At 71.2% G+C, this 20,182-nt stretch carries 18 protein-coding genes; 14 read left to right on the top strand and 4 right to left on the bottom strand.

Translation table 11 applies throughout. The features are described 5' to 3' along the window. Window positions 1-30: 30 nt before the first annotated feature. Window positions 31-564, bottom strand: coding sequence for an NUDIX hydrolase family protein (locus AC3A5R_RS01540; RefSeq protein ID WP_487619025.1), 534 nt, complete (start codon window positions 562-564; stop codon window positions 31-33). Between the two features lie 356 nt (window positions 565-920). Here AC3A5R_RS01540 and ileS point away from each other — a divergent pair, with 356 nt between their 5' ends. The 11 genes from ileS to AC3A5R_RS01485 all read left to right on the top strand — a co-directional run bounded on the left by ileS (window position 921) and on the right by AC3A5R_RS01485 (window position 13,323). After that, a complete protein-coding gene (ileS, locus tag AC3A5R_RS01535; RefSeq protein WP_487619024.1) occupies window positions 921-4,193 on the top strand; it encodes an isoleucine--tRNA ligase in 3,273 nt (1,090 codons plus the stop codon). Beyond that, window positions 4,190-4,744 (top strand): N-acetyltransferase family protein, encoded by a 555-nt coding sequence (locus AC3A5R_RS01530; RefSeq protein WP_487619023.1) that lies wholly within the window; start codon window positions 4,190-4,192, stop codon window positions 4,742-4,744. Before ileS ends, AC3A5R_RS01530 begins: the two co-directional genes overlap by 4 nt. A gap of 53 nt (window positions 4,745-4,797) precedes the next feature. Beyond that, on the top strand, window positions 4,798-6,135 hold the full coding sequence (locus tag AC3A5R_RS01525) for a bifunctional folylpolyglutamate synthase/dihydrofolate synthase (protein WP_487620100.1): 1,338 nt from the start codon (window positions 4,798-4,800) through the stop codon (window positions 6,133-6,135). 33 nt (window positions 6,136-6,168) lie between these two features. Then, the gene (locus tag AC3A5R_RS01520; RefSeq protein WP_487619022.1) at window positions 6,169-6,615 is read left to right on the top strand and encodes a hypothetical protein; all 447 of its coding nucleotides are present in this window, start codon (window positions 6,169-6,171) and stop codon (window positions 6,613-6,615) included. A gap of 92 nt (window positions 6,616-6,707) precedes the next feature. Beyond that, window positions 6,708-7,160, top strand: coding sequence for a DUF4233 domain-containing protein (locus tag AC3A5R_RS01515; RefSeq protein ID WP_487619021.1), 453 nt, complete (start codon window positions 6,708-6,710; stop codon window positions 7,158-7,160). Next, a complete protein-coding gene (ndk, locus tag AC3A5R_RS01510; RefSeq protein WP_487619020.1) occupies window positions 7,157-7,579 on the top strand; it encodes a nucleoside-diphosphate kinase in 423 nt (140 codons plus the stop codon). Before AC3A5R_RS01515 ends, ndk begins: the two co-directional genes overlap by 4 nt. Before the next feature lie 145 nt (window positions 7,580-7,724). After that, entirely contained in the window at window positions 7,725-8,750 is a 1,026-nt protein-coding gene (gene mreB / locus AC3A5R_RS01505; protein WP_487619019.1) for a rod shape-determining protein MreB, read from the top strand. A gap of 2 nt (window positions 8,751-8,752) precedes the next feature. Beyond that, on the top strand, window positions 8,753-9,601 hold the full coding sequence (gene mreC / locus AC3A5R_RS01500) for a rod shape-determining protein MreC (RefSeq protein ID WP_487619018.1): 849 nt from the start codon (window positions 8,753-8,755) through the stop codon (window positions 9,599-9,601). Continuing rightward, window positions 9,598-10,098, top strand: coding sequence for a rod shape-determining protein MreD (locus AC3A5R_RS01495; protein ID WP_487619017.1), 501 nt, complete (start codon window positions 9,598-9,600; stop codon window positions 10,096-10,098). The genes mreC and AC3A5R_RS01495 overlap by 4 nt, the downstream gene beginning before the upstream one ends. 29 nt (window positions 10,099-10,127) lie before the next feature. Next, entirely contained in the window at window positions 10,128-12,164 is a 2,037-nt protein-coding gene (gene mrdA, locus AC3A5R_RS01490) for a penicillin-binding protein 2 (protein WP_487619016.1), read from the top strand. 22 nt (window positions 12,165-12,186) lie between these two features. Next, entirely contained in the window at window positions 12,187-13,323 is a 1,137-nt protein-coding gene (locus AC3A5R_RS01485; RefSeq protein ID WP_487619015.1) for an FUSC family protein, read from the top strand. Between the two features lie 109 nt (window positions 13,324-13,432). Here the strand turns inward: AC3A5R_RS01485 and mctP are convergent, their stop codons facing one another. Both mctP and AC3A5R_RS01475 read right to left on the bottom strand, forming a co-directional pair. Then, window positions 13,433-15,082 (bottom strand): monocarboxylate uptake permease MctP, encoded by a 1,650-nt coding sequence (gene mctP / locus AC3A5R_RS01480; protein WP_487619014.1) that lies wholly within the window; start codon window positions 15,080-15,082, stop codon window positions 13,433-13,435. After that, window positions 15,079-15,405: a DUF3311 domain-containing protein gene (locus AC3A5R_RS01475; protein ID WP_487619013.1), complete on the bottom strand. Its 327-nt coding sequence runs from the start codon at window positions 15,403-15,405 to the stop codon at window positions 15,079-15,081. The genes mctP and AC3A5R_RS01475 overlap by 4 nt, the downstream gene beginning before the upstream one ends. A 186-nt stretch (window positions 15,406-15,591) precedes the next feature. Here AC3A5R_RS01475 and lpdA point away from each other — a divergent pair, with 186 nt between their 5' ends. After that, a complete protein-coding gene (gene lpdA, locus AC3A5R_RS01470; RefSeq protein ID WP_487619012.1) occupies window positions 15,592-16,989 on the top strand; it encodes a dihydrolipoyl dehydrogenase in 1,398 nt (465 codons plus the stop codon). Window positions 16,990-17,078: 89 nt separating this feature from the next. On the opposite strand, the gene AC3A5R_RS01465 is transcribed toward lpdA, so the two are convergent. After that, window positions 17,079-17,234, bottom strand: a complete 156-nt coding sequence (locus tag AC3A5R_RS01465) for a DUF6131 family protein (RefSeq protein WP_487619011.1) — start codon at window positions 17,232-17,234, stop codon at window positions 17,079-17,081. A 251-nt stretch (window positions 17,235-17,485) separates the two neighbouring features. Between AC3A5R_RS01465 and rpsO the strand changes: the two genes are divergently transcribed. Together rpsO and AC3A5R_RS01455 are read left to right on the top strand one after the other, a co-directional pair. Further along, a complete protein-coding gene (rpsO, locus tag AC3A5R_RS01460) occupies window positions 17,486-17,755 on the top strand; it encodes a 30S ribosomal protein S15 (RefSeq protein WP_487619010.1) in 270 nt (89 codons plus the stop codon). 186 nt (window positions 17,756-17,941) lie between these two features. After that, window positions 17,942-20,182, top strand: coding sequence for a polyribonucleotide nucleotidyltransferase (locus AC3A5R_RS01455; protein ID WP_487619009.1), 2,241 nt, complete (start codon window positions 17,942-17,944; stop codon window positions 20,180-20,182).

Raw genomic sequence — 20,182 nt, 5'->3', positions numbered from 1 at the left:
CAGGCTAATTCGTGACTGGCGGCGGTGGGCTCACACCGGGTGGCCGACGTGGGCCAGTGCCTGGCGCACGAGGACCCCGTGCGAGCCGCTCATGTCGGTGGACACCGAGATCGTCATGGCCTCCTCGGGCGTCACCCACGACAGGTCGAGGGCGTCCTTCTGGGGCCGGCAGTCGCCCATGACGGCCACGACGAACGCGAGCGACACGGCGTGCTGGCGCGGGTCGTGGAACGGGGTCACTCCGGGCGTCGGGAAGAACTCGGCGACGGTGAAGGGCTGGGGCGAGAGCGGGATGCGCGGCAGGGCCATCGGACCGAGGTCGTTCTCGATGTGCCGCAGGAGCGCGTCGCGGATCTTCTCGTGGTAGAGCACGCGGCCGCCGACGACCTCCTGGCCGATGCCGCCGTCGCTGTCGGCGCGCAGGAGCAGCCCGATGTGCGTCACCTGCCCCTTGTCGTCGACCCGGACGGGTACGGCGTGGACGTAGAGCATCGGGAGGCGCTCGCGGGCGTCGTCGAGGTCCTCTCGGCTGAGCCAGGCACCGGTCGTCTCCACTTCCGTCATGGCCTCATAGTGCCAAACGCCGGCCCGTCCGCCCGGGACGGTCCGCCCCCAGCCTGTCGTGGGCCGTGCTCGGTCGTCGTCGACGCATCGGGCCCGCCGCTCGGCGCAGGCGGCGTGCCGCACAGGTTAGACTGGGCGCGCACAGGCGTTCGAGCCGTCATCAGCGGCGAGCCTCCGGAAGAACCGAGACCGCGAGCCGGCGGTGCTCCCAGTAGAACCGGACGGGTGGGCCCGTCACAGCCACGAACGAGCGGTCGCACGCGCCTCCGGGCCCGAGCGGCAAGCGGGGTGGTACCGCGGCGGAGACGTCGTCCCCGGCACAGCAGCCGAGACCGCCGAGACCAGGAGCCCGCAGCATGACCTACCCCAAGGTCACCACGTCCGAGCCGACCTCCGAGCCGACGCCCGCCCGCAGCACCGGCGTCCCGTCGAACCCGCGCTTCCCCGAGATCGAGGAGCGCGTGCTGAGGTACTGGGACGAGGACGGCACCTTCATCGCGTCGGTCGAGAACCGCGACGCGGGCACGGACGGCGACAACGAGTTCGTCTTCTACGACGGGCCGCCCTTCGCCAACGGCCTCCCGCACTACGGCCACCTGCTCACCGGCTACGTCAAGGACATCGTCCCGCGCTACCAGACGATGCGCGGCAAGCGCGTCGAGCGTCGCTTCGGCTGGGACACCCACGGCCTGCCTGCCGAGCTCGAGGCCCAGCGCCAGCTCGGCCTCAAGACCAAGCAGGACATCGTCGAGCTCGGCATCGACACCTTCAACGACGCGTGCCGCGCGTCGGTGCTCAAGTACACGGGGGAGTGGCGCGACTACGTCACCCGCCAGGCGCGCTGGGTCGACTTCGACCACGACTACAAGACGCTCGAGCCCGGCTACATGGAGTCGGTCATCTGGGCCTTCAAGCAGCTACACGACAAGGGTCTGGTCTACGAGGGCTTCCGCGTGCTGCCCTACTGCTGGAACGACCAGACGCCGCTGTCCAACCACGAGCTGCGCATGGACGACGACGTCTACAAGATGCGCCAGGACCCCGCCGTCACGGTCGGCCTGCGCCTCGAGACCGGCGAGCTCGCGCTCGTGTGGACGACGACGCCCTGGACCCTCCCGGCCAACCTCGCGATCATGGTCCACCCCGACATCGACTACGTCGTCGTCGAGTCGGACTTCACCGGCACCACCGAGCGCTACGTCATCGCCGAGGCTCGGCTCAGCGCCTACAAGCGCGAGCTGGGGGAGGACGCCGAAGAGCGGATCGTCCAGCGGCTCAAGGGCTCCGAGCTGTTCGGTCGCTCGTACACGCCGCCCTTCACGTACTACCAGGGCCACGAGCGGGCCCACCGCGTCGTCGAGGCCGACTTCGTCACGACCACCGACGGTACGGGCCTCGTGCACAGCGCCGGCGCCTTCGGTGAGGAGGACAAGCTCGTCACCGACCGCGAGGGCATCGCCCCGGTCGTGCCGGTCAGTGCCGAGGCGCGGTTCACCTATCCCGTCGCCGACTACGAGGGCATGCACGTCTTCGACGCCAACCTCCACATCATCGACCACCTCAAGGCCGCCACGCGTGGGGAGGGCGACACCGGCTCGGTCACGGCCGGCACCGTGCTGCTGCGCCGCGAGACCTACGACCACAGCTACCCGCACTGCTGGCGCTGCCGGCAGCCGCTCATCTACATGGCGGTGTCCTCGTGGTTCGTCGAGGTCACGAAGATCAAGGACCGGATGCTCGAGCTCAACCAGGAGATCGAGTGGACGCCCTCGCACATCAGGGACGGCCAGTTCGGCAAGTGGCTGGCCAACGCCCGTGACTGGTCGATCTCGCGGAACCGCTTCTGGGGCAGCCCGATCCCGGTGTGGAAGTCCGACAACCCGGAGTACCCGCGCCTCGACGTGTACGGCTCATTCGAGGAGCTCGAGCGCGACTTCGGCGTGCCCGTCACCGACCTGCACCGGCCCTTCATCGACACCCTGACGCGTCCGAACCCCGACGACCCGACGGGGCAGTCGACGATGCGCCGGGTCGAGGACGTGCTCGACGTGTGGTTCGACTCCGGCTCGATGAGCTTCGCCCAGGTGCACTACCCGTTCGAGAACGCCGAGTGGTTCGAGCACCACTTCCCGGGCGACTTCATCGTCGAGTACATCGGGCAGACGCGCGGCTGGTTCTACACGCTGCACATCCTCGCCACCGCGCTCTTCGACCGACCGGCCTTCAAGTCGTGCGTCAGCCACGGCATCGTGCTGGGCTCCGACGGCCAGAAGATGAGCAAGTCGCTGCGCAACTACCCGGACGTCTCGGAGGTCTTCGACCGCGACGGCGCCGACGCGATGCGCTGGTTCCTCATGTCCTCGCCGATCCTGCGCGGTGGCAACCTCGTCGTCACCGAGCAGGGCATCCGCGACGGTGTCCGGCAGGTCATGCTGCCGCTGTGGAACGCGTGGTCGTTCTTCGCGCTCTACGCCAACACGGCGCGGGGCGGGGAGGGCTACGAGGCGAAGTGGTCGACCGCGTCGACCGACGTGCTCGACCGCTACCTGCTCGCCAAGCTGCGCGAGTTCGTCGGCGACATGACCGAGCAGCTCGACGCCTACGAGGTCGCGGCGGCCTGCGACACGATGCGCGGGTTCCTCGACGTCCTGTCCAACTGGTACATCCGCCGTTCCCGCGACCGCTTCTGGGGCGGGGAGACCGACGAGTCGCTCGCAGCCTTCGACACGCTGTACACCGCCCTCGAGACGGTGACGCGCGCCATCGCGCCGCTGCTGCCGCTCGTCACCGAGGAGATCTGGCGCGGCCTGACGGGCGGCCGGTCGGTGCACCTGACCGACTACCCCCTCGTCGACGACCTGCCGGCCGACCACGCACTGGTCGTGGCGATGGACCGGGCGCGCGACGTGTGCTCGGTCGGCTCCAGCCTGCGCAAGGCCCGCCAGCTGCGCGCCCGCCTGCCGCTCGCCGCCCTGACCGTCGTCGTGCCCGAGCCGGACGCCCTCGAGCCGTTCCGCTCGATCGTCCAGGACGAGCTCAACGTCAAGGACCTCGCCCTCGTCGACCTCACGACCGCGAGCGAGGCCGACTTCGGTGTCATGCAGCGCCTCTCCGTCAACGCCCGGGCGGCCGGCCCGCGGCTCGGCAAGGACGTGCAGGTGGCCATCCGTGGCAGCAAGTCCGGCGACTGGTCGGTCTCGCCCGACGGCATCGTGACCTCAGGCGGCCTGGAGCTCGTCGAGGGCGAGTACTCCCTCGAGACCGTCGTGTCCGGCGACGGTGCCGACACCGCGGCCACCGCGATGCTGCCCGGCGGCGGCTTCGTGGTCCTCGACACCGCCGTGACGCCGGCCCTCGCCACCGAGGGCGTGGCCCGCGACCTCGTGCGCGCGGTCCAGCAGGCCCGCCGCGACGCCGGCCTGCACGTCAGCGACCGGATCAGCCTGACGATCCAGGGCTCACCGGAGGTGTTCGAGGCCACGGTCGACCACCGAGACCTCATCGTCGGCGAGACGCTCGCCGCACAGTTCGCGTCGGCCGGGCCGGAGCACGCCCTGCCCGCCGGCGTGGGGACCCAGGTGGTCGTCGGCGACGACCACACCGCGACGATCGTGGTGGAGAAGCGATGAGCCTGGCCAGCACCGGCACGCAGGGTCCGGGTGTCGAGGGCGTCGAGGTGCGCCCGGCGGTCGGCGACGACCTGTCCGGCGTCCTGTCCGTCGGCCACCGCACGTGGCTTGCGACCTACGAGCCGCTCGTCGGCCCCGAGTACGTCGCCATGGGCCTGGCCAAGTGGTGGACGAGCGACGTCGTCGCCGCCTCGATCCGCAAGGGCCGCACCATCGTCGCCGTCGACGGCGACGACGTCGTCGGCGTGGCCACGTTCGGCCCGCAGGACGACGACTTCGTGCTGTGGAAGCTCTACGTGCTTCCCGACAACCACGGAAACGGCGTCGGCTCGCGGCTGCTGGATGCCGTCGTCGAGCGGGCCGTCGAGGGTGGGCACTCGCGGATCGTCCTGTCGCACATCGAGGGCAACACGGGCGCGGCGCGCTTCTACGCGCGACACGGTTTCACCGAGACCCACCGCGAGTCGGGTGGCTCGGACATGCCGGTGAGCGTCTGGATGGAGCGTCCGCTGCCGACGGCCGACGGCACCCGTACGGAGGACGCGTCGTGAGCGGCGGGCGGCCGGACGCCGCCGCCCTGGAGGCGGCCCGCAACCTCGAGGAGATGAAGCGTGTCCGCGAGATCGAGGAGGAGATCCTCGCGCGCGCCCCCGAGAACGACATCGGTCCCTCGCTGGAGCGCATCCGGGCGGTCATGCAGCTGGCCGGCGACCCGCAGCGGGCCTACCCCTCGATCCACCTGACCGGCACGAACGGCAAGACGTCGACGAGCCGGATGATCGACGCGATCCTGAGCGAGAGCGGCCTGGCGACGGGGCGGTTCACCTCGCCGCACCTGCACGACATCCGCGAACGGATCACGCTGTCGGGCAAGCCGATCCCGCGTGAGAAGTTCATCGCCGCCTACGACGACGTCGCTCCCCTCATCGAGATCGTCGACGCGCGTTCCCTCGAGGAGGGCGGGCGCCGGATGAACTTCTTCGAGGTGCTCGTCGCGGTCGCCTACGCGGCGTTCGCGGACGCCCCCGTCGACGTCGCGATCATCGAGGTCGGCCTCGGCGGGTCGTGGGACGCCACCAACGTCGTCGACGCCCAGGTGGCGGTCGTGACCCCGGTCGACCTCGACCACACGCACCTGCTCGGTGACGACGTCGTGGCCATCGCCGAGGAGAAGAGCGGCATCATCAAGGCCGACTCGTTCACGGTGTCAGGCGTGCAGGACGAGGACGTCGTCCGGGTCCTGCTCGATCGCGTCGAGGAAGTCGGTGGCTCGCGGATCGTCTTCGAGGGCAACGACTTCGGTGTCCTCGAGCGTGAGGTCGCGGTCGGTGGCCAGCAGGTCTCGCTCCGCGGCCTGGTCGGTGACCACCCCGACCTGTTCCTGCCGCTGCACGGTGCGCACCAGGCGAGCAACCTCGCCACCGCCGTGGCCGCCGTCGAGGCGTTCCTCGGTGGGGGAGAGCAGGCCCTCGACACCGACGTGCTGCGCGCCGCGTGCGCGTCGATGACCTCTCCCGGACGCCTCGAGGTGGTCCGCCGCTCGCCGACCGTCCTCGTCGACGCCGCCCACAACCCGCACGGCGCGCGTTCGCTCGTCGCCGCGCTCGGCGAGTCCTTCACCTTCACCCGCCTCGTCGGTCTCGTCGGGATCGTCGCGGACAAGGACGCCGTCGGCATGCTCGAGGTTCTCGAGCCGGCCCTCGACCACGTCGTCGTGTCGCGCAGCACCTCGCCGCGGGCGCTCGACCCGGAAAAGCTCGGCGAGCTGGCCCGCGAGGTGTTCGGCGAGTCGCGTGTCACCGTGGTCGACGCGCTTCCCGACGCTCTCGAGCAGGCCGTGACCCTGGCGGAGCAGGACGGCATGGGCGGGGGAGTCGTGGCCACCGGCTCGGTCATCACGGCGGGCGAGGTGCGGATGCTCCTCGGCCACACCGAGGTGTGAGGAGCCACGCGCGAGCCGCCTAGGCTGGCCCCCATGCACCCCTTCGTCAAGCTCGTCATCGTCGTCGCGGTCGTCGTCGCCGTCGTCGTGCTCTGGGGCCGGGTCGTGGGCCGCCGCGACCCCGACCGGCAGCCCGAAGGACTCACCGACCGGGTGCGGGGCGTCGTGAGCCGCGAGATCAGTGCGGGGCACAAGATCAACGCCATCAAGGTCTACCGCGAGGCGACGGGCGCACCGCTCGCCGACGCTAAGCGGGCCGTCGACAACTGGTTCGTGCCCGGCCAGGGGCCCGGCGTGCGCGACGCCGCGGCGTCGTTCACCGAGGGGCGGCTCACCGACGAGGCCCGGTCCCGCATCAGCCAGCTCCTCCGTGCCGACCGGCGGGAGGACGCGATGAGCCTCTACGCCGAGGCCACGGGCGCCAGCGAGACCGAGGCGCGCGCCATCATCCGCACCTGGGACACGGCCCAGGACTACTGACGCCACCGGCGTCGAGCCTCCGACGCGCACCAACCGCACGAACGCACGACCCGACCTCACGATCCGACCCCACCGACACCAGGACCGCACGCATGAACGCCCTCCGCCTGTACGGCACCACCGGAAAGTTCACGTGGCGCATGCTCGCCACCGTCCTCGGAGGCCAGTCGCTGTGCATCCTGCTCGGGGCGCTCGTGGCCCGCGGCGTCACGTCGGCGGCCGACGAGGCGGGGCGCAGCACCGCCTACCTCGTCGTCGGCATCGGCCTCGGTGCGCTGTGCGTCGTCGCCGCCGGCTCGATGCGGAAGCCGTACGGGTTGACCCTCGGCTGGGTGGTGCAGGTGCTGACACTCCTCAGTGCCCTCGTCGTGCCGATGATGCTCGTCGTCGGGCTCTTCTTCCTCGCACTCTGGATCACCTGCCTCGTCAAGGGCGCCTCGATCGACGCCGAGATGGCTCGCCGCGAGAGCGCCGCGTCGGCTGGGCACGACCAGCCCGAGGCCGGGGACGGCGCCTCCGGCCCGGCCGATAGGGTGGACGGGTGACCACGGAACGTTCTCTCGTCCTCGTCAAGCCCGACGGTTTCGGCCGCGGCCTCACCGGTGAGGTGCTGCGCCGCATCGAGGCCAAGGGGTACGTCCTCGCCGGCCTCGACGTGCTGACCCCGACCCGCGAGCAGCTCGCCAAGCACTACGCCGAGCACGAGGGCAAGCCGTTCTACGAGCCCCTCGTCGACTTCATGAGCTCGGGTCCGGTCGCCGCCGTCGTCATCGAGGGGCAGGACTGCATCAAGGGCTTCCGTGCGCTCGCCGGCGCCACCAACCCCACCGAGGCCCTGCCGGGCACGATCCGTGGCGACCTCGGCCGCGACTGGGGCACCAAGGTCCAGCAGAACATCGTGCACGGCTCCGACTCGCCCGAGTCGGCCGCGCGCGAGATCGCCATCTGGTTCCCCGCCCTCTGAGCCCCAGCGGCCCCAGCAGGACCACAGCGGCCCCAGCAGGACCACAGCGGCCTCGTAGGCCCCAGGCGTCGACTGGCGTCACGCATCCGGCGACACTCGGCGGATGCGCTCGGTCCTGCCGCCGGCTCGCGACACAATCCCGGCCATGAGCACCTGGCCGCCCCTCGGACGCGACCTGGCGGTCGACCTCGGGACGGCCAATACGCTCATCCACGTCCGGGGCCGTGGCGTCGTGCTCGAGGAGCCGTCCGTCGTCGCCGTCGAGGCCGGCACCGGTCGCCTCGTCGCGGCCGGCACGCGCGCCAAGGAGATGCTCGGGCGCGCGCCCGGCACCATCCGGGCCGTGCGCCCGCTGCGCGACGGCGTCGTGTCCGACGCCGACGAGACCGAGCGGATGCTGCGCTGGTTCATCGACCGCGTCCGCACCTCACGTCTCGTGCGCCCGCGGATGGTGCTCTGCGTGCCGAGCGAGGTCACCGGCGTCGAGCGGCGCGCCCTCGAGGACGCCGCGACGCGCTGTGGTGCGCGCCGCGTCTACATGGTCGAGGAGCCGATGGCGGCCGCCATCGGGGCCGGCCTGCCGGTCTACGAGACGGCGGCCAGCATGGTCGTCGACATCGGCGGCGGCACCACCGACGTCGCCGTCATCAGCCTCGGTGGCATCGTCACCTCGACGTCCGTCCGGGTCGCGGGAGACGAGATCGACGAGGCGCTCGTCAGCCACGTCAAGAGCGAGTACTCGCTGCTGCTGGGCGAGCGCAGCGCGGAGGACCTCAAGGTCGCCGTCGGCTCGGTGTTCCCGTTGCGCGAGGAGCTGTCCACCCGGCTGCGTGGGCGTGACCTCACGACCGGGCTGCCCAAGACCGTCCAGGTCGGCTCGGCGGAGGTGCGCCGGGCCATCGAGGGGCCGGTGCTGCGGGTCATCGAGGTGGTCCGGGCCACCCTCGACGTCTGCCCGCCCGAGCTCGCCGGCGACATCCTCGACCGCGGCATCACCCTGACCGGCGGGGGAGCGCTGCTGCGTGGCCTCGACGAGCGGATGCGCCACGAGCTCGGCGTGCCGGTGCACGTCGCCGACGACCCGCTCCGTGCGGTGGCGCGCGGCGCCGGCCGCTGCGTCGACGACTTCTCCAGCCTCGAGCGCGTCCTCGTCGGCGACCCGCGCGGCTGACCGTGGACGACCGCACGCGCCGCCGCCTCCTCGGGCTGCTCGTGGCGGTGACCCTCGGCCTGCTCGCGGCCGACCTCGCCGGCTCGGGCGTGACCGACGCGGTGCGCCGCGCGTCCGGCGTCGTCGTGGGTCCCGTGCAGCGCGTCCTCGCGGGTGCGTCTCCCGGCGACCTCTCCCGCCTCGAGGCAGAGAACGTCCGCCTGCGAGCGGTCGTCGCCGACCAGCAGCGCGCGCTCGACGACGTGGCGCGCGTCCGGTCGGTGCTCGGGGCCGAGGTGCTCGCCGCGCACGCCTTCGTGCCGGGACGCGTCGTCGGCACGGCGCTCGGCCCGCTCGGTGGTCGCAGCCTGACGATCGACGTCGGCTCGCGTGACGGCGTCGAGGCCGACTCCACCGTGGTCGCGGCCGAGGGGCTCGTCGGGCGCGTCGTGTCGGTGTCGCCGTGGACGAGCGACGTGCAGGTGCTCGGTTCGACCGGCTCGGTCGTCGGGGTGCGCGTCGGTCCCGCGGGCATGCTCGCCACGGTGGCGGCGCCCGGTACCGCCGACCGCGAGGCGCGCCCACGGGGGTCGCTCACCCTGTCGTTCGTCCAGCCGGGCACACCGGTCGTCGGCGACGTCGTCCGCACCCTCGGCAGTGTGGACGAGCGTCCCTACGCCGCAGGCGTCGTCGTCGGCACCGTCACCGACGTCGACCCGGGGAGCGGGCGGATGACCTGCACCGCCACGGTGCGCCCGGCGGTCGACGCCGACGCGATCGACGTCGTCGCGGTCCTCGTGCCACGGGCGCGGGCCACGCCGCGCCCGGTGCAGCTGCCGGTCACCGGCGTCGCGACGGGAGCGGGGCGGTGAGGCCGACGCTGCTCGGCCTGCTGCGCGCCGCCTACGTCGTGCTGGCGGCCTTGGCGACGGCGACGTTGCTGCCCCGCCTCGGCGTGCCCGACGCGTGGGTGCCCGACCTCGTGCTCCTGGGGGTCGTGGCGACGGCGGTCCTGCGCGGCCCGCTGCACGGCGCCCTCGTCGGTCTGCTCGCCGGCTGGGTCGTCGAGCTCGTCCCTCCGGTCGGGTCGCCACTCGGGCTGACGGCGCTCGTGACCGCGGTCGGTGGCCTCGCCGCGGGACTGTTCCACAGCCCGGCCTCGCGGTCGGGCCTGCGCCCGCTCGCCGCGCTCCTCGCGGCGGGTGCCGTCGTCGGCCTGGCGCGCGCCGTCACGACGCTGCTCGCGGAGGGGAGCGTCGACACGCTCGCGGGGCTGGCCCGCCTCGCCTCGACGCTGGGCGTCGGCCTGCTCACCGTTCCCGTCGCCGTCACGGTCGACCGCGCCCTCGTACGACGTCGGCTCGGATGAGGGCGCGGTCGGTTCGCAGACGCCTGCGGGTGCCTCGGCCGCGGGTGTCGTTCCGCGAGCCCCGGTCCCGACGCGCGCCACGCACCGGTGTCGTCGGCGTCGTCGTCGTGCTCGTCGTCGTCCTCTTCGGACTGCTCGTCGGGCGGCTCGGCGAGCTCCAGCTCGTCCAGGGCCCGCAGCTGGCGCGCGCCGCGACCACCGCCAACACCCGCACCGTCACCGACCACGCCCTGCGCGGCCGGATCCTCGACCGCAGCGGCACGCCCCTCGCGACGAACACCTTCACGACGACCGTGACGATCGAGCGGGCCACGCTCGTGGGAGCGCGCGACGGAGGCCGCGCGCTCGTCGCGTCGGTGGCCGCCGCTCTCGGGCTGCCGTTCCAGCGGCTGTGGGACAAGACGATGCTCTGCGGCACCCGGGGCGCACCGGAGGCTCCCGCGTGCTTCAACGGCTCGCCCTACGTGCCGATCCCGGTGGCCACCCGCGTCGACGAGCGGCGCGCCCTGACGCTCCTCGAGCAGCCGGAGAAGTACCCCGGCGTCGGGGTCACGGCCGAGCCCGCCCGCGGTTACCCGCGTCCCGGTGGCGCGCTCGCGCCCCACCTGCTGGGCTGGGTCGCCCGGGCCGACGCGTCCGAGGTGAGCGGCGGTGGCGGGCGCATCGACGCCGAGGACGCCGTCGGCCGCAGCGGCCTCGAGCAGCAGTACGACGCCGAGCTGCGCGGCGCCAACGGCTCGACCGTCGTGGCCGTCGACCCGCGCGGGATCGTCACGGGCACGGTCTCGACCACGGCGCCGACACCGGGCCGTGACGTCGTGACGCACCTCGACGCACGCCTCCAGGCCCGCGTCGAGGCCGCCCTGTCCGGCGCCGTGGCGCGTGCCCGGGCGCAGAAGCTGCCTGCCGACAGCGGTGCCGCCGTGGTCCTCGACGTGACCAACGGGGCCGTCGTCGCCGCGGCCAGCTACCCGACCTACGACCCGGGGCTCTTCACCGGCGGGATCGGCTCGACACAGCTGGCCCGGCTGACGAGCGAGGCGGCCGGGGTGCCGCTGTCCTCTCGGCTCACCGCCCAGACCTTCCCGCCGGCCTCCACCTTCAAGGTCATCTCGGTCCCTGCCGCCGTCAACGCCGGTGCCCGCCTCGACGGTCGCTACGACTGCTCGCCGAACGTGGACGTCGGCGGCCGGGTCTTCAACAACTACGAGTCCAGGGGCTACGGGCTCATCGACCTCCACCGGACGCTCGTCGTCTCCTGTGACACCGTCTTCTACCGTCTCGCCTACGCCGCGTGGCTCGCGCAGGGCGGGCTCACCGCCCCGACCTCGGCGCCGGACCCGTTCGTGGCCATGGCCCGGGCCTTCGGGCTGGGCCGGCCCACGGGCGTCGACCTGCCGGGCGAGGCTGCCGGACGCGTCGCAGACCGGCAGTGGAAGGAGGACACGTGGGCGGCCACTCGCGACACGACCTGCCGGCGGGCCCGCACGGGCTACCCCGAGGTGGCCCGCACCGACCGCGCCCGCGCCACCTACCTGACCCAGCTGGCGAAGGAGAACTGCGCCACCGGGTTCCAGTACCGCGCCGGCGATGCCGTGAACTTCTCGATCGGACAGGGCGACACGACGGTGACGCCCCTGCAGATGGCCACGGTCTACGCCGCCCTCGCGAACGGAGGCACCGTGTGGCAGCCGCAGGTCGCGGCCGCCTTCAGGTCGGTCGACGGCGTCACGACGCCCATCGCGCCCCGACGCGTCGGCACGGTGCCGCTGCGCCGCGACGTGGGCGCGTACGTGCGCGCGGCGCTCGCCGACGTGACGCGCCCGGGCGGGTCCGCCGGGTCCGCGTTCGCCGGCTTCCCGCAGCACCGCTACCCGGTGGCCGGCAAGACCGGCACCGGTGAGGTCTTCGGGAAGAAGGCGACCGCGTGGTTCGTCGGCTACGGGCCGACGACCCGGCCGAAGTACGTCGTCGCCGTCGTCGTGAGCCAGGGCGGCTCGGGGTCGAAGGTGGCGGCGCCCGCCGTGCGTGAGATCTTCGATGCCATCCTTGCCCTGAGGATGTGACCCACCGAACCGAGAGGCCGACGTGGACGACTACCTGAGGACCGACGCCCCCGTCGTCGAGGCCCTCGACCGGGCGTGGCGCCGCAGCCGGCTCACCGCGCGAACCCGCTTGTCCCGCCTACGCTCTCGTGTCTTCCTGCTGCTCCAGAGCGCCATCGCGGCCGGGGTGGCGTGGTTCGTCGCGCACAACATCGTCGGCCATGCCACGCCGTTCTTCGCCCCGATCGTGGCGATCGTCTGCCTCGGCATGTCCTACGGCCAGCGGGTCCGGCGCGTGATCGAGGTCGCGGTCGGGGTGGCCGTGGGCGTCTTCACCGCCGACGTCTTCGTCCACTTCGCCGGCAGCGGCCCGTGGCAGATCACCGTCGTCGTGTTCTTCTCGATGGCCTTCGCCCTGCTCCTCGACGGCGGGCCGCTGCTCGTGACGCAGGCCGCCGTGCAGAGCGCCACCATCGTCGCGCTCGCGGCGAGCCCCGGCCAGGCGCTGTCGCGCTGGACCGACGCGCTCATCGGTGGCGGCGTCGCGCTCGTCGCAGCGGTCGTCGTGCCCCAGGCGCCGCTGCGCCGACCGCGTGTCGCCGCGGCCGAGGCCGTCGCCAAGATCAGCGAGCTGCTGCGCCAGGTGGTGCGGCTGGCCGACGACGGCGACGTCGACGGGGTCGCCCAGGTGCTGGCCTCGGCCCGGGGCACGGAGTCGCTCCTCCGTGAGCTGCGACAGGCCGCGGACGAGGGGCTCGCCGTCATCACCAGCTCGCCGTTCTCCCGGCGCCGGCACGCACCCCGGGTGCGCTCGATGGCCGAGCTCGTCGAACCCCTCGACATCGCGATGCGCAGCACGCGCGTGCTCGTGCGTCGCGTGACCATCGCCGTGGGCCGGGGCGAGGACCTGCCCGACAGCTACCGGACGCTCCTCGGACGGCTCGCCGACGCCACCGACGTCATGGCCCGTGCGCTCGCCGAGAACGCAGCCGCGTCCGCAGGTCGCAGCGCGCTGGTCCAGGTCGCCGCCGAGATCGGCGACCTCCCGCGCACCTCGAGCCTGGCGACCGAGACCGTCCTCGCGCAGCTGCGGTCGCTGACCCTCGACCTGCTGCAGGTGTCGGGGATGGGCCTCGAGGAGGCCCACAACGCCATTCCCCCGGAGCGCGAGCGCGGCTGACGCATCCGCGTCGGTCGGCGTCGGTCGGCGTCGGGCGGGAGAGCGGACATGGCGAAGGGGCCGGGTCCGTGCGGACCCAGCCCCTTCGACCGGCGTGGCGTGTCGGCGCTCAGGCCGACGGCGTCAGCTCGTGCGGTCCCGTCTTCAGCTTCTCGACGCGGGGGTCGCCCGCGTCGGCGAAGTAGTCGGCCGGGATCGTCTCGTCGTGGCCCTCCGGCGCCTTGGCAGCGCGGAGCACCAGCGTCAGCACGGCGGCGACGACGACGTTGATGGCGAACGCCGTGACGGCGATGTAGCCGAGCTGGCCGATGATCGGCATGTTGGCGACGGAGCCGGCGAAGTGCGCCCCGGTCGCCTTGTTGGTCACGTTGTACGCGGCGACCGTGCCGTAGACCATGCCGACGGCCCAGCCGGCGAGCAGGGCCCAGCGGTGGAACCACCGGGTGTAGAGGTAGAACACGAGCGCCGGGAACGTCTGGAGGATCCAGATGCCGCCGAGGAGCTGGAAGTTGATCGCGTTGCTCTTGTCGAGCGCGAGCACGAAGACCAGCGCGAACGCCTTGACGACCAGCGAGGTGATCTTGCTGACCTGCGCCTCCTGCTTCGGCGTCGCGTCGGGCTTGATCCACGCCTTGTAGATGTTGCGCGTGAACGTGTTGGCCGCGGCGATCGACATGATCGCGGCCGGCACGAGCGCACCGATGGCGATGGCGGCGAAGGCGACACCGGCGAACCACGCCGGGAACATGTCCTCGAACAGCTGCGGGATGACGAGCTGGCCGTTGACCTTGCCGTCGAGACCCACGGGCTTGGTGCCCGCGGCGATCGCGACCCAGCCGAGGAGCGCGAGCAGGCCGAGCAGGAACGAGTACGCGGGCAGGATCGAGGCGTTCTTGCGGATCGTGTTGCGGTTCTTGGCCGACAGGCTCGCCGTCACCGAGTGCGGGTACATGAACAGGGCCAGTGCCGAGCCGAGGGCGAGCGTCGCGTAGGCCCAGTACGCCTTCGGGCCCGGGATGAACACGTTCGGGTTGCCCGTGGCGGGGTTCGTCGTCGTCGTCATCTTCTCCTTCGCCGCGTCGAAGACGTGCCCCCAGCCGCCGACCTTGGACGGCAGGTAGATGACCGCGACGATGATGACGAGGTAGATGAGGATGTCCTTGACGAAGGCGATGATCGCCGGCGCGCGCAGGCCCGAGGTGTAGGTGTAGAGCGCGAGCACGAGGAAGGCGATGAAGAGCGGGAGGTCGTTGGCCACCCAGTTGCCGCCGCCGCCGACCCCCGCGACCTCGAGGACGGCCTGGATGCCGACGAGCTGCAGGGCGATGTACGGCATCGTCGCGAGGAAGCCGGTGACCGCGACCGCGAGCGACAGGCCGCGCGAGCCCGATCGGCCCTGGACGAAGTCGGCCGGCGTGACGTAGCCGTGCCGGTGCGACACCGACCACAGCCGCGACATGAAGACGAAGATGATCGGGTAGAGCACGATCGTGTACGGCACGGCGAAGAAGCCGTTGACCGCACCGAAGGCCCACATCGCGGCCGGGACGGCGACGAAGGTGTACGCCGTGTAGAGATCACCGCCGAGCAGGAACCACGTGATCCACGTGCCGAAGCTCCGGCCGCCGAGGCCCCATTCCTCGAGGCTGTCCATGCTGGCCGGACGCCGCCAGCGGGCGGCCCAGAAGCCGGCACCTGCGACGAGGACGAAGAAGAAGACGAGGACGGCGAGTGCGACGCCGTTGACTCCCTGGTTCATCGGGTCCCACCACCCCAGGTGCGGCCCGACGCGTCGCCGGTCGTGTCGTCGTCGACGTACTCGTCACCCTCGGGGTTCATCGGCCGGTGCGGCCGGGCCTTGAGGACGAGGCGGTAGGCCGTGTAGGTCAGGGCCGAGCAGAGGATGACCCAGAGGAACTGGTACCAGATGAAGAACGGGAAACCGCCGAGGCGCGGCTCGTCCTTGGCGTAGGTGCCGACGAGCATCAGGGCGACGATCGGGATCGCGAGGAGCACCCCGGCGACGGCCAGCAGGCCCTTGTTCGCCGGTGGCGCCGAGTGTCGGTGCGGAGTGGAACTCACGCGGGTGACCTCCGTTGGTCGGGGCCGGGTGCATCCGGCCGTGCGTGTCGGAACGTACTCTCGCCCTTGCCCCGAATGTGGGGTGCGACACAGGCAGTTGCGGATCGACACCCGTTTCGTGACGTCGGCGCCGGCTGGGGTGGAACCGCGGTCGGGACCGCGTGCCCGCACGGATAAGGTGCCCTCATGGCTGATTTCGATGTCGTTGTGCTCGGTGCCGGTCCTGGTGGCTACGTCGCGGCGATCCGCGCGTCGCAGCTCGGCAAGAAGGTCGCCGTGGTCGAGAAGCAGTACTGGGGCGGCGTCTGCCTCAACGTCGGCTGCATCCCCAGCAAGGCGCTGCTGCGCAACGCGGAGATCGCGCACATCATCACGCACGAGAAGAAGACCTTCGGCATCGAGGGCGACGCGACCATGTCGTACGCGCCGACGCACTCGCGCAGCCGGTCGGTGGCCGACGCCAGCGCCAAGGGCGTGCACTACCTCATGAAGAAGAACAAGATCGAGGAGATCGACGGCTGGGGCACCATCACCTCGGCCACCTCGATGGACGTGGCCCTCAACGACGGGTCGTCGCGCTCGGTCACCTTCGACCACCTCATCATCGGTACCGGCGCGAAGGTCCGGATGCTGCCAGGCATGCAGGTCAGCGACAACGTCGTCACCTACGAGGAGCAGATCCTCGACGCCGACCTGCCGTCGTCGATCATCATCGGCGGCTCAGGCGCCATCGGAGTCGAGTTCGCCTACGTCATGAAGAACTTCGGCGTCGACGTCACGATCGTCGAGTTCCTCGACCGCATGGTCCCGACCGAGGACCCCGACGTGTCCAAGGAGCTCTTCCGTCAGTACAAGAAGCTCGGCGTCAAGGTCCTGCTGTCCACCGCCGTGAAGAACGTCGAGGACACCGGCTCCGGCGTCCGCGTCACGGTTGCGCCGGCGGCCGGGGGAGACGAGACCGTCCTCGAGGCGGACAAGTTCCTCGCCGCCTTCGGGTTCGCCCCGCGCACCGAGGGCTACGGCCTCGAGTCGCTCGGCCTCGAGATGACCGAGCGGGGCGCCATCGCCATCGACGGCCGCGGCCGCACCAGCGTCCCCAACGTCTTCGCCATCGGTGACGTCACGGCCAAGCTCATGCTGGCCCACACCGCCGAGGCCATGGGCGTCGTGGCCGCCGAGACGATCGCCGACGCCGAGACGATGGAGCTCAACTTCGACATGATCCCGCGGGCGACCTTCTGCCAGCCGCAGATCGCCTCCTTCGGCTACACCGAGGCGCAGGCCAAGGAGAAGGGCTACGACGTCAAGACGGCCAGCTTCCCGTTCTCGGCCAACGGCAAGGCACGCGGCATGGCCGAGGGTGTCGGCTTCGTCAAGATCGTTGCCGACGCCGAGCACAACGAGCTGCTCGGTGCCCACATGATCGGCCCCGAGGTGACCGAGCTGCTGCCGGCGCTGACCCTGGCCCAGCAGTGGGACCTCACCGCCGGCGAGGTGGCCCGCAACGTCTTCGCCCACCCGACGCTGAGCGAGGCCATGAAGGAGGCCATCGAGGGCATCGCGGGGCACATGATCAATCTCTGACGCGTCCCCGTCCCCGGACGCGCCTGACGCGCGAAGGGCGCCCCGCGGCGTGAGCCACGGGGCGCCCTTCGACGTCTGGTGCGGGCCGATCAGTACCAGTGCTTGCGTCCGCCGATGGCGCGACCGGTGGCGCCGAGCACGTAGAGGACGGCTCCGACGACGAGCAGGATGATGCCGATCGTCGTGAGGATGCTGATGTGGACCAGCAGCCCGACGATCAGCAGGATCAGACCGAGGATGATCATGGTGTCGCTTCGCTCCTTTGGAGTGGGTTCCCGAGACAGCTGTTCCGTACCCGGCGACGTCGCGGCATCAACATCGGCCGGGTCACGAAACGGTGACGCGCCCCGGCAGCGCCCCCTGCCCAACGCCGATTAGTACGTGCTGGCCTGCCCTGTTACGCTTGGGACCGCCGTATTCCGGCCGCGGAAAGAGAGAGCCCAGGTGGACATGCCCTGGAGCACCGCGCAACGAGTAGAGAAGGAGTCGGTCTTCCATGCCCCTGGACGCTGACGTCAAGAAGAACATCATGGCCGAGTACGCCACCAAGGAGGGCGACACCGGCTCCCCCGAGGTGCAGGTCGCACTGCTCACGCAGCGCATCAAGGACCTCACCGAGCACGCCCGCGCTCACAAGCACGACCACCACAGCCGTCGTGGTCTGCTCCTGCTCGTGGGCCAGCGCAAGCGGATGCTGCGCTACCTCGAGACCACCGACATCGAGCGCTACCGTTCGCTGATCAAGCGACTCGGTCTGCGTCGATGACGATGTGACGAAAGGCGGTCACCGCGCGTGCGCGGTGACCGCCTTTCGTCGTAGGTGCGGCCGGGTCGGGCTCCGACACCGACCGCACCCGCGGGCCCCCGGGCCCGAGGCAGTACACAGAAGGCAAACCGGGCACACAACGACGATGTGCACCGGGTTCATGAGAAAAAGAAAGCGAGGGCCCACATGGAGGGTCCAGACATCACCTTCGCCGAGGCCGTCATCGACAACGGCAGCTTCGGCACCCGCACCGTCCGGTTCGAGACCGGGCGTCTGGCCAAGCAGGCCGGCGGCGCCGTCACGGCCTACCTCGACGACGACACGATGCTCCTGTCGACGACGTCGGCCGGCAAGCAGCCGAAGGACCAGTTCGACTTCTTCCCCCTGACGGTCGACGTCGAGGAGCGGATGTACGCCATCGGCAAGATCCCCGGCAGCTTCTTCCGCCGCGAGGGTCGTCCGTCCACCGAGGCCATCCTCACCTGCCGCCTCATCGACCGGCCGCTGCGCCCGACCTTCAAGAAGGGTCTGCGCAACGAGGTCCAGGTCATCATCTCGGTGTTCTCGCTGAACCCCGACCACCAGTACGACGTGCTCGCCATCAACGCCGCGAGCGCCTCGACGCAGATCTCCGGCCTGCCGTTCTCCGGCCCCATCGGTGGCGTGCGCGTCTCGCTCATCGACGGCCAGTGGGTCGCCTTCCCGAACTTCTCCGACATCGAGCGCTCGACCTTCGACATGGTCGTCGCCGGTCGCGTCGTCGGTGACGACGTCGCGATCATGATGGTCGAGGCCGAGGCCACCGAGTCGACGTGGGACCTCGTCAGGAACGAGGGCAAGCAGGCCCCGACCGAGGAGGTCGTGGCCGAGGGCCTCGAGGCCTCCAAGAAGTTCATCAAGCAGCTGTGCGAGGCCCAGGCCCAGCTCGCTGCCGCGGCCGCCAAGCCGGTCGAGGAGTTCCCGGTCTTCCTCGACTACGAGGACGACGCCTACGCCGCCGTCGAGGCCGCCGTGTCGGCCGACACCGCGCAGGCGCTGAGCATCGCCGGCAAGCAGGAGCGCGAGGAGCGCCTCGACGAGATCAAGGCCTCCGTCAAGGCCCAGCTCGCCGACCAGTTCGAGGGTCGCGAGAAGGAGATCTCGGCCGCCTTCCGCTCGCTGCAGAAGGCGCTGGTCCGCCAGCGCATCCTGCGCGACGAGGTGCGCATCGACGGCCGTGGCCTCAAGGACATCCGCGCCCTGGGCGCCGAGGTCGAGGTCCTGCCGCGCGTGCACGGCTCGGCGATCTTCGAGCGTGGCGAGACCCAGATCATGGGTGTCACGACGCTCAACATGCTCAAGATGGAGCAGCAGCTCGACACGCTGAGCCCGGTCACGCGCAAGCGCTACATGCACAACTACAACTTCCCGCCCTACAGCACCGGTGAGACCGGCCGCGTCGGGTCGCCGAAGCGTCGCGAGATCGGCCACGGCGCCCTCGCGGAGCGGGCGCTCATGCCCGTCCTGCCGACGCGCGAGGAGTTCCCGTACGCGATCCGCCAGGTGTCCGAGGCCCTCGGCTCCAACGGCTCGACGTCCATGGGATCGGTCTGCGCCTCGACGCTGTCGCTGCTCAACGCCGGTGTGCCGCTGCGCGCCCCGGTCGCCGGCATCGCGATGGGCCTGGTCTCCGACCAGGTCGACGGCGAGACGCGCTACGCCGCCCTCACCGACATCCTCGGTGCCGAGGACGCCTTCGGCGACATGGACTTCAAGGTCGCCGGCACCAAGGAGTTCGTCACGGCCATCCAGCTCGACACGAAGCTCGACGGCATCCCGGCATCGGTCCTCGCGGGCGCGCTGACCCAGGCCCGCGACGCGCGTCTGCACATCCTCGACGTCATGGCCGAGGCCATCGACGTGCCCGACGAGATGAGCCCGTACGCGCCGCGCATCATCACGGTGAAGGTCCCCGTCGACAAGATCGGTGAGGTCATCGGCCCGAAGGGCAAGATGATCAACCAGATCCAGGACGACACGGGCGCCGACATCTCCATCGAGGACGACGGCACGGTGTTCATCGGTGCGGTCGACGGCCCGTCGGCGGAGGCGGCTCGCGCGGCGATCAACGCCATCGCGAACCCGCAGATGCCCGAGGTCGGCGAGCGCTTCCTCGGCACCGTCGTCAAGACGACGACCTTCGGTGCGTTCGTCTCGCTGCTGCCCGGCAAGGACGGCCTGCTGCACATCTCCGAGGTGCGCAAGCTCGTCGGCGGCAAGCGGATCGACAGCGTCGACGACGTCGTCAAGGTGGGCCAGAAGGTCCAGGTCGAGCTCAAGGAGATCGACCCGCGCGGCAAGCTCTCCCTGGCAGCCGTCCTCCCCGAGGACGAGGCCAAGGGCGGGGCTGCGGCCGACGCCGAGGCGACCGAGACGGCCGAGGTCTGA

Source organism: Intrasporangium sp. Soil_C_50, assembly GCF_057656595.1.
This window is presented reverse-complemented; position numbering and strand designations above follow the sequence as displayed.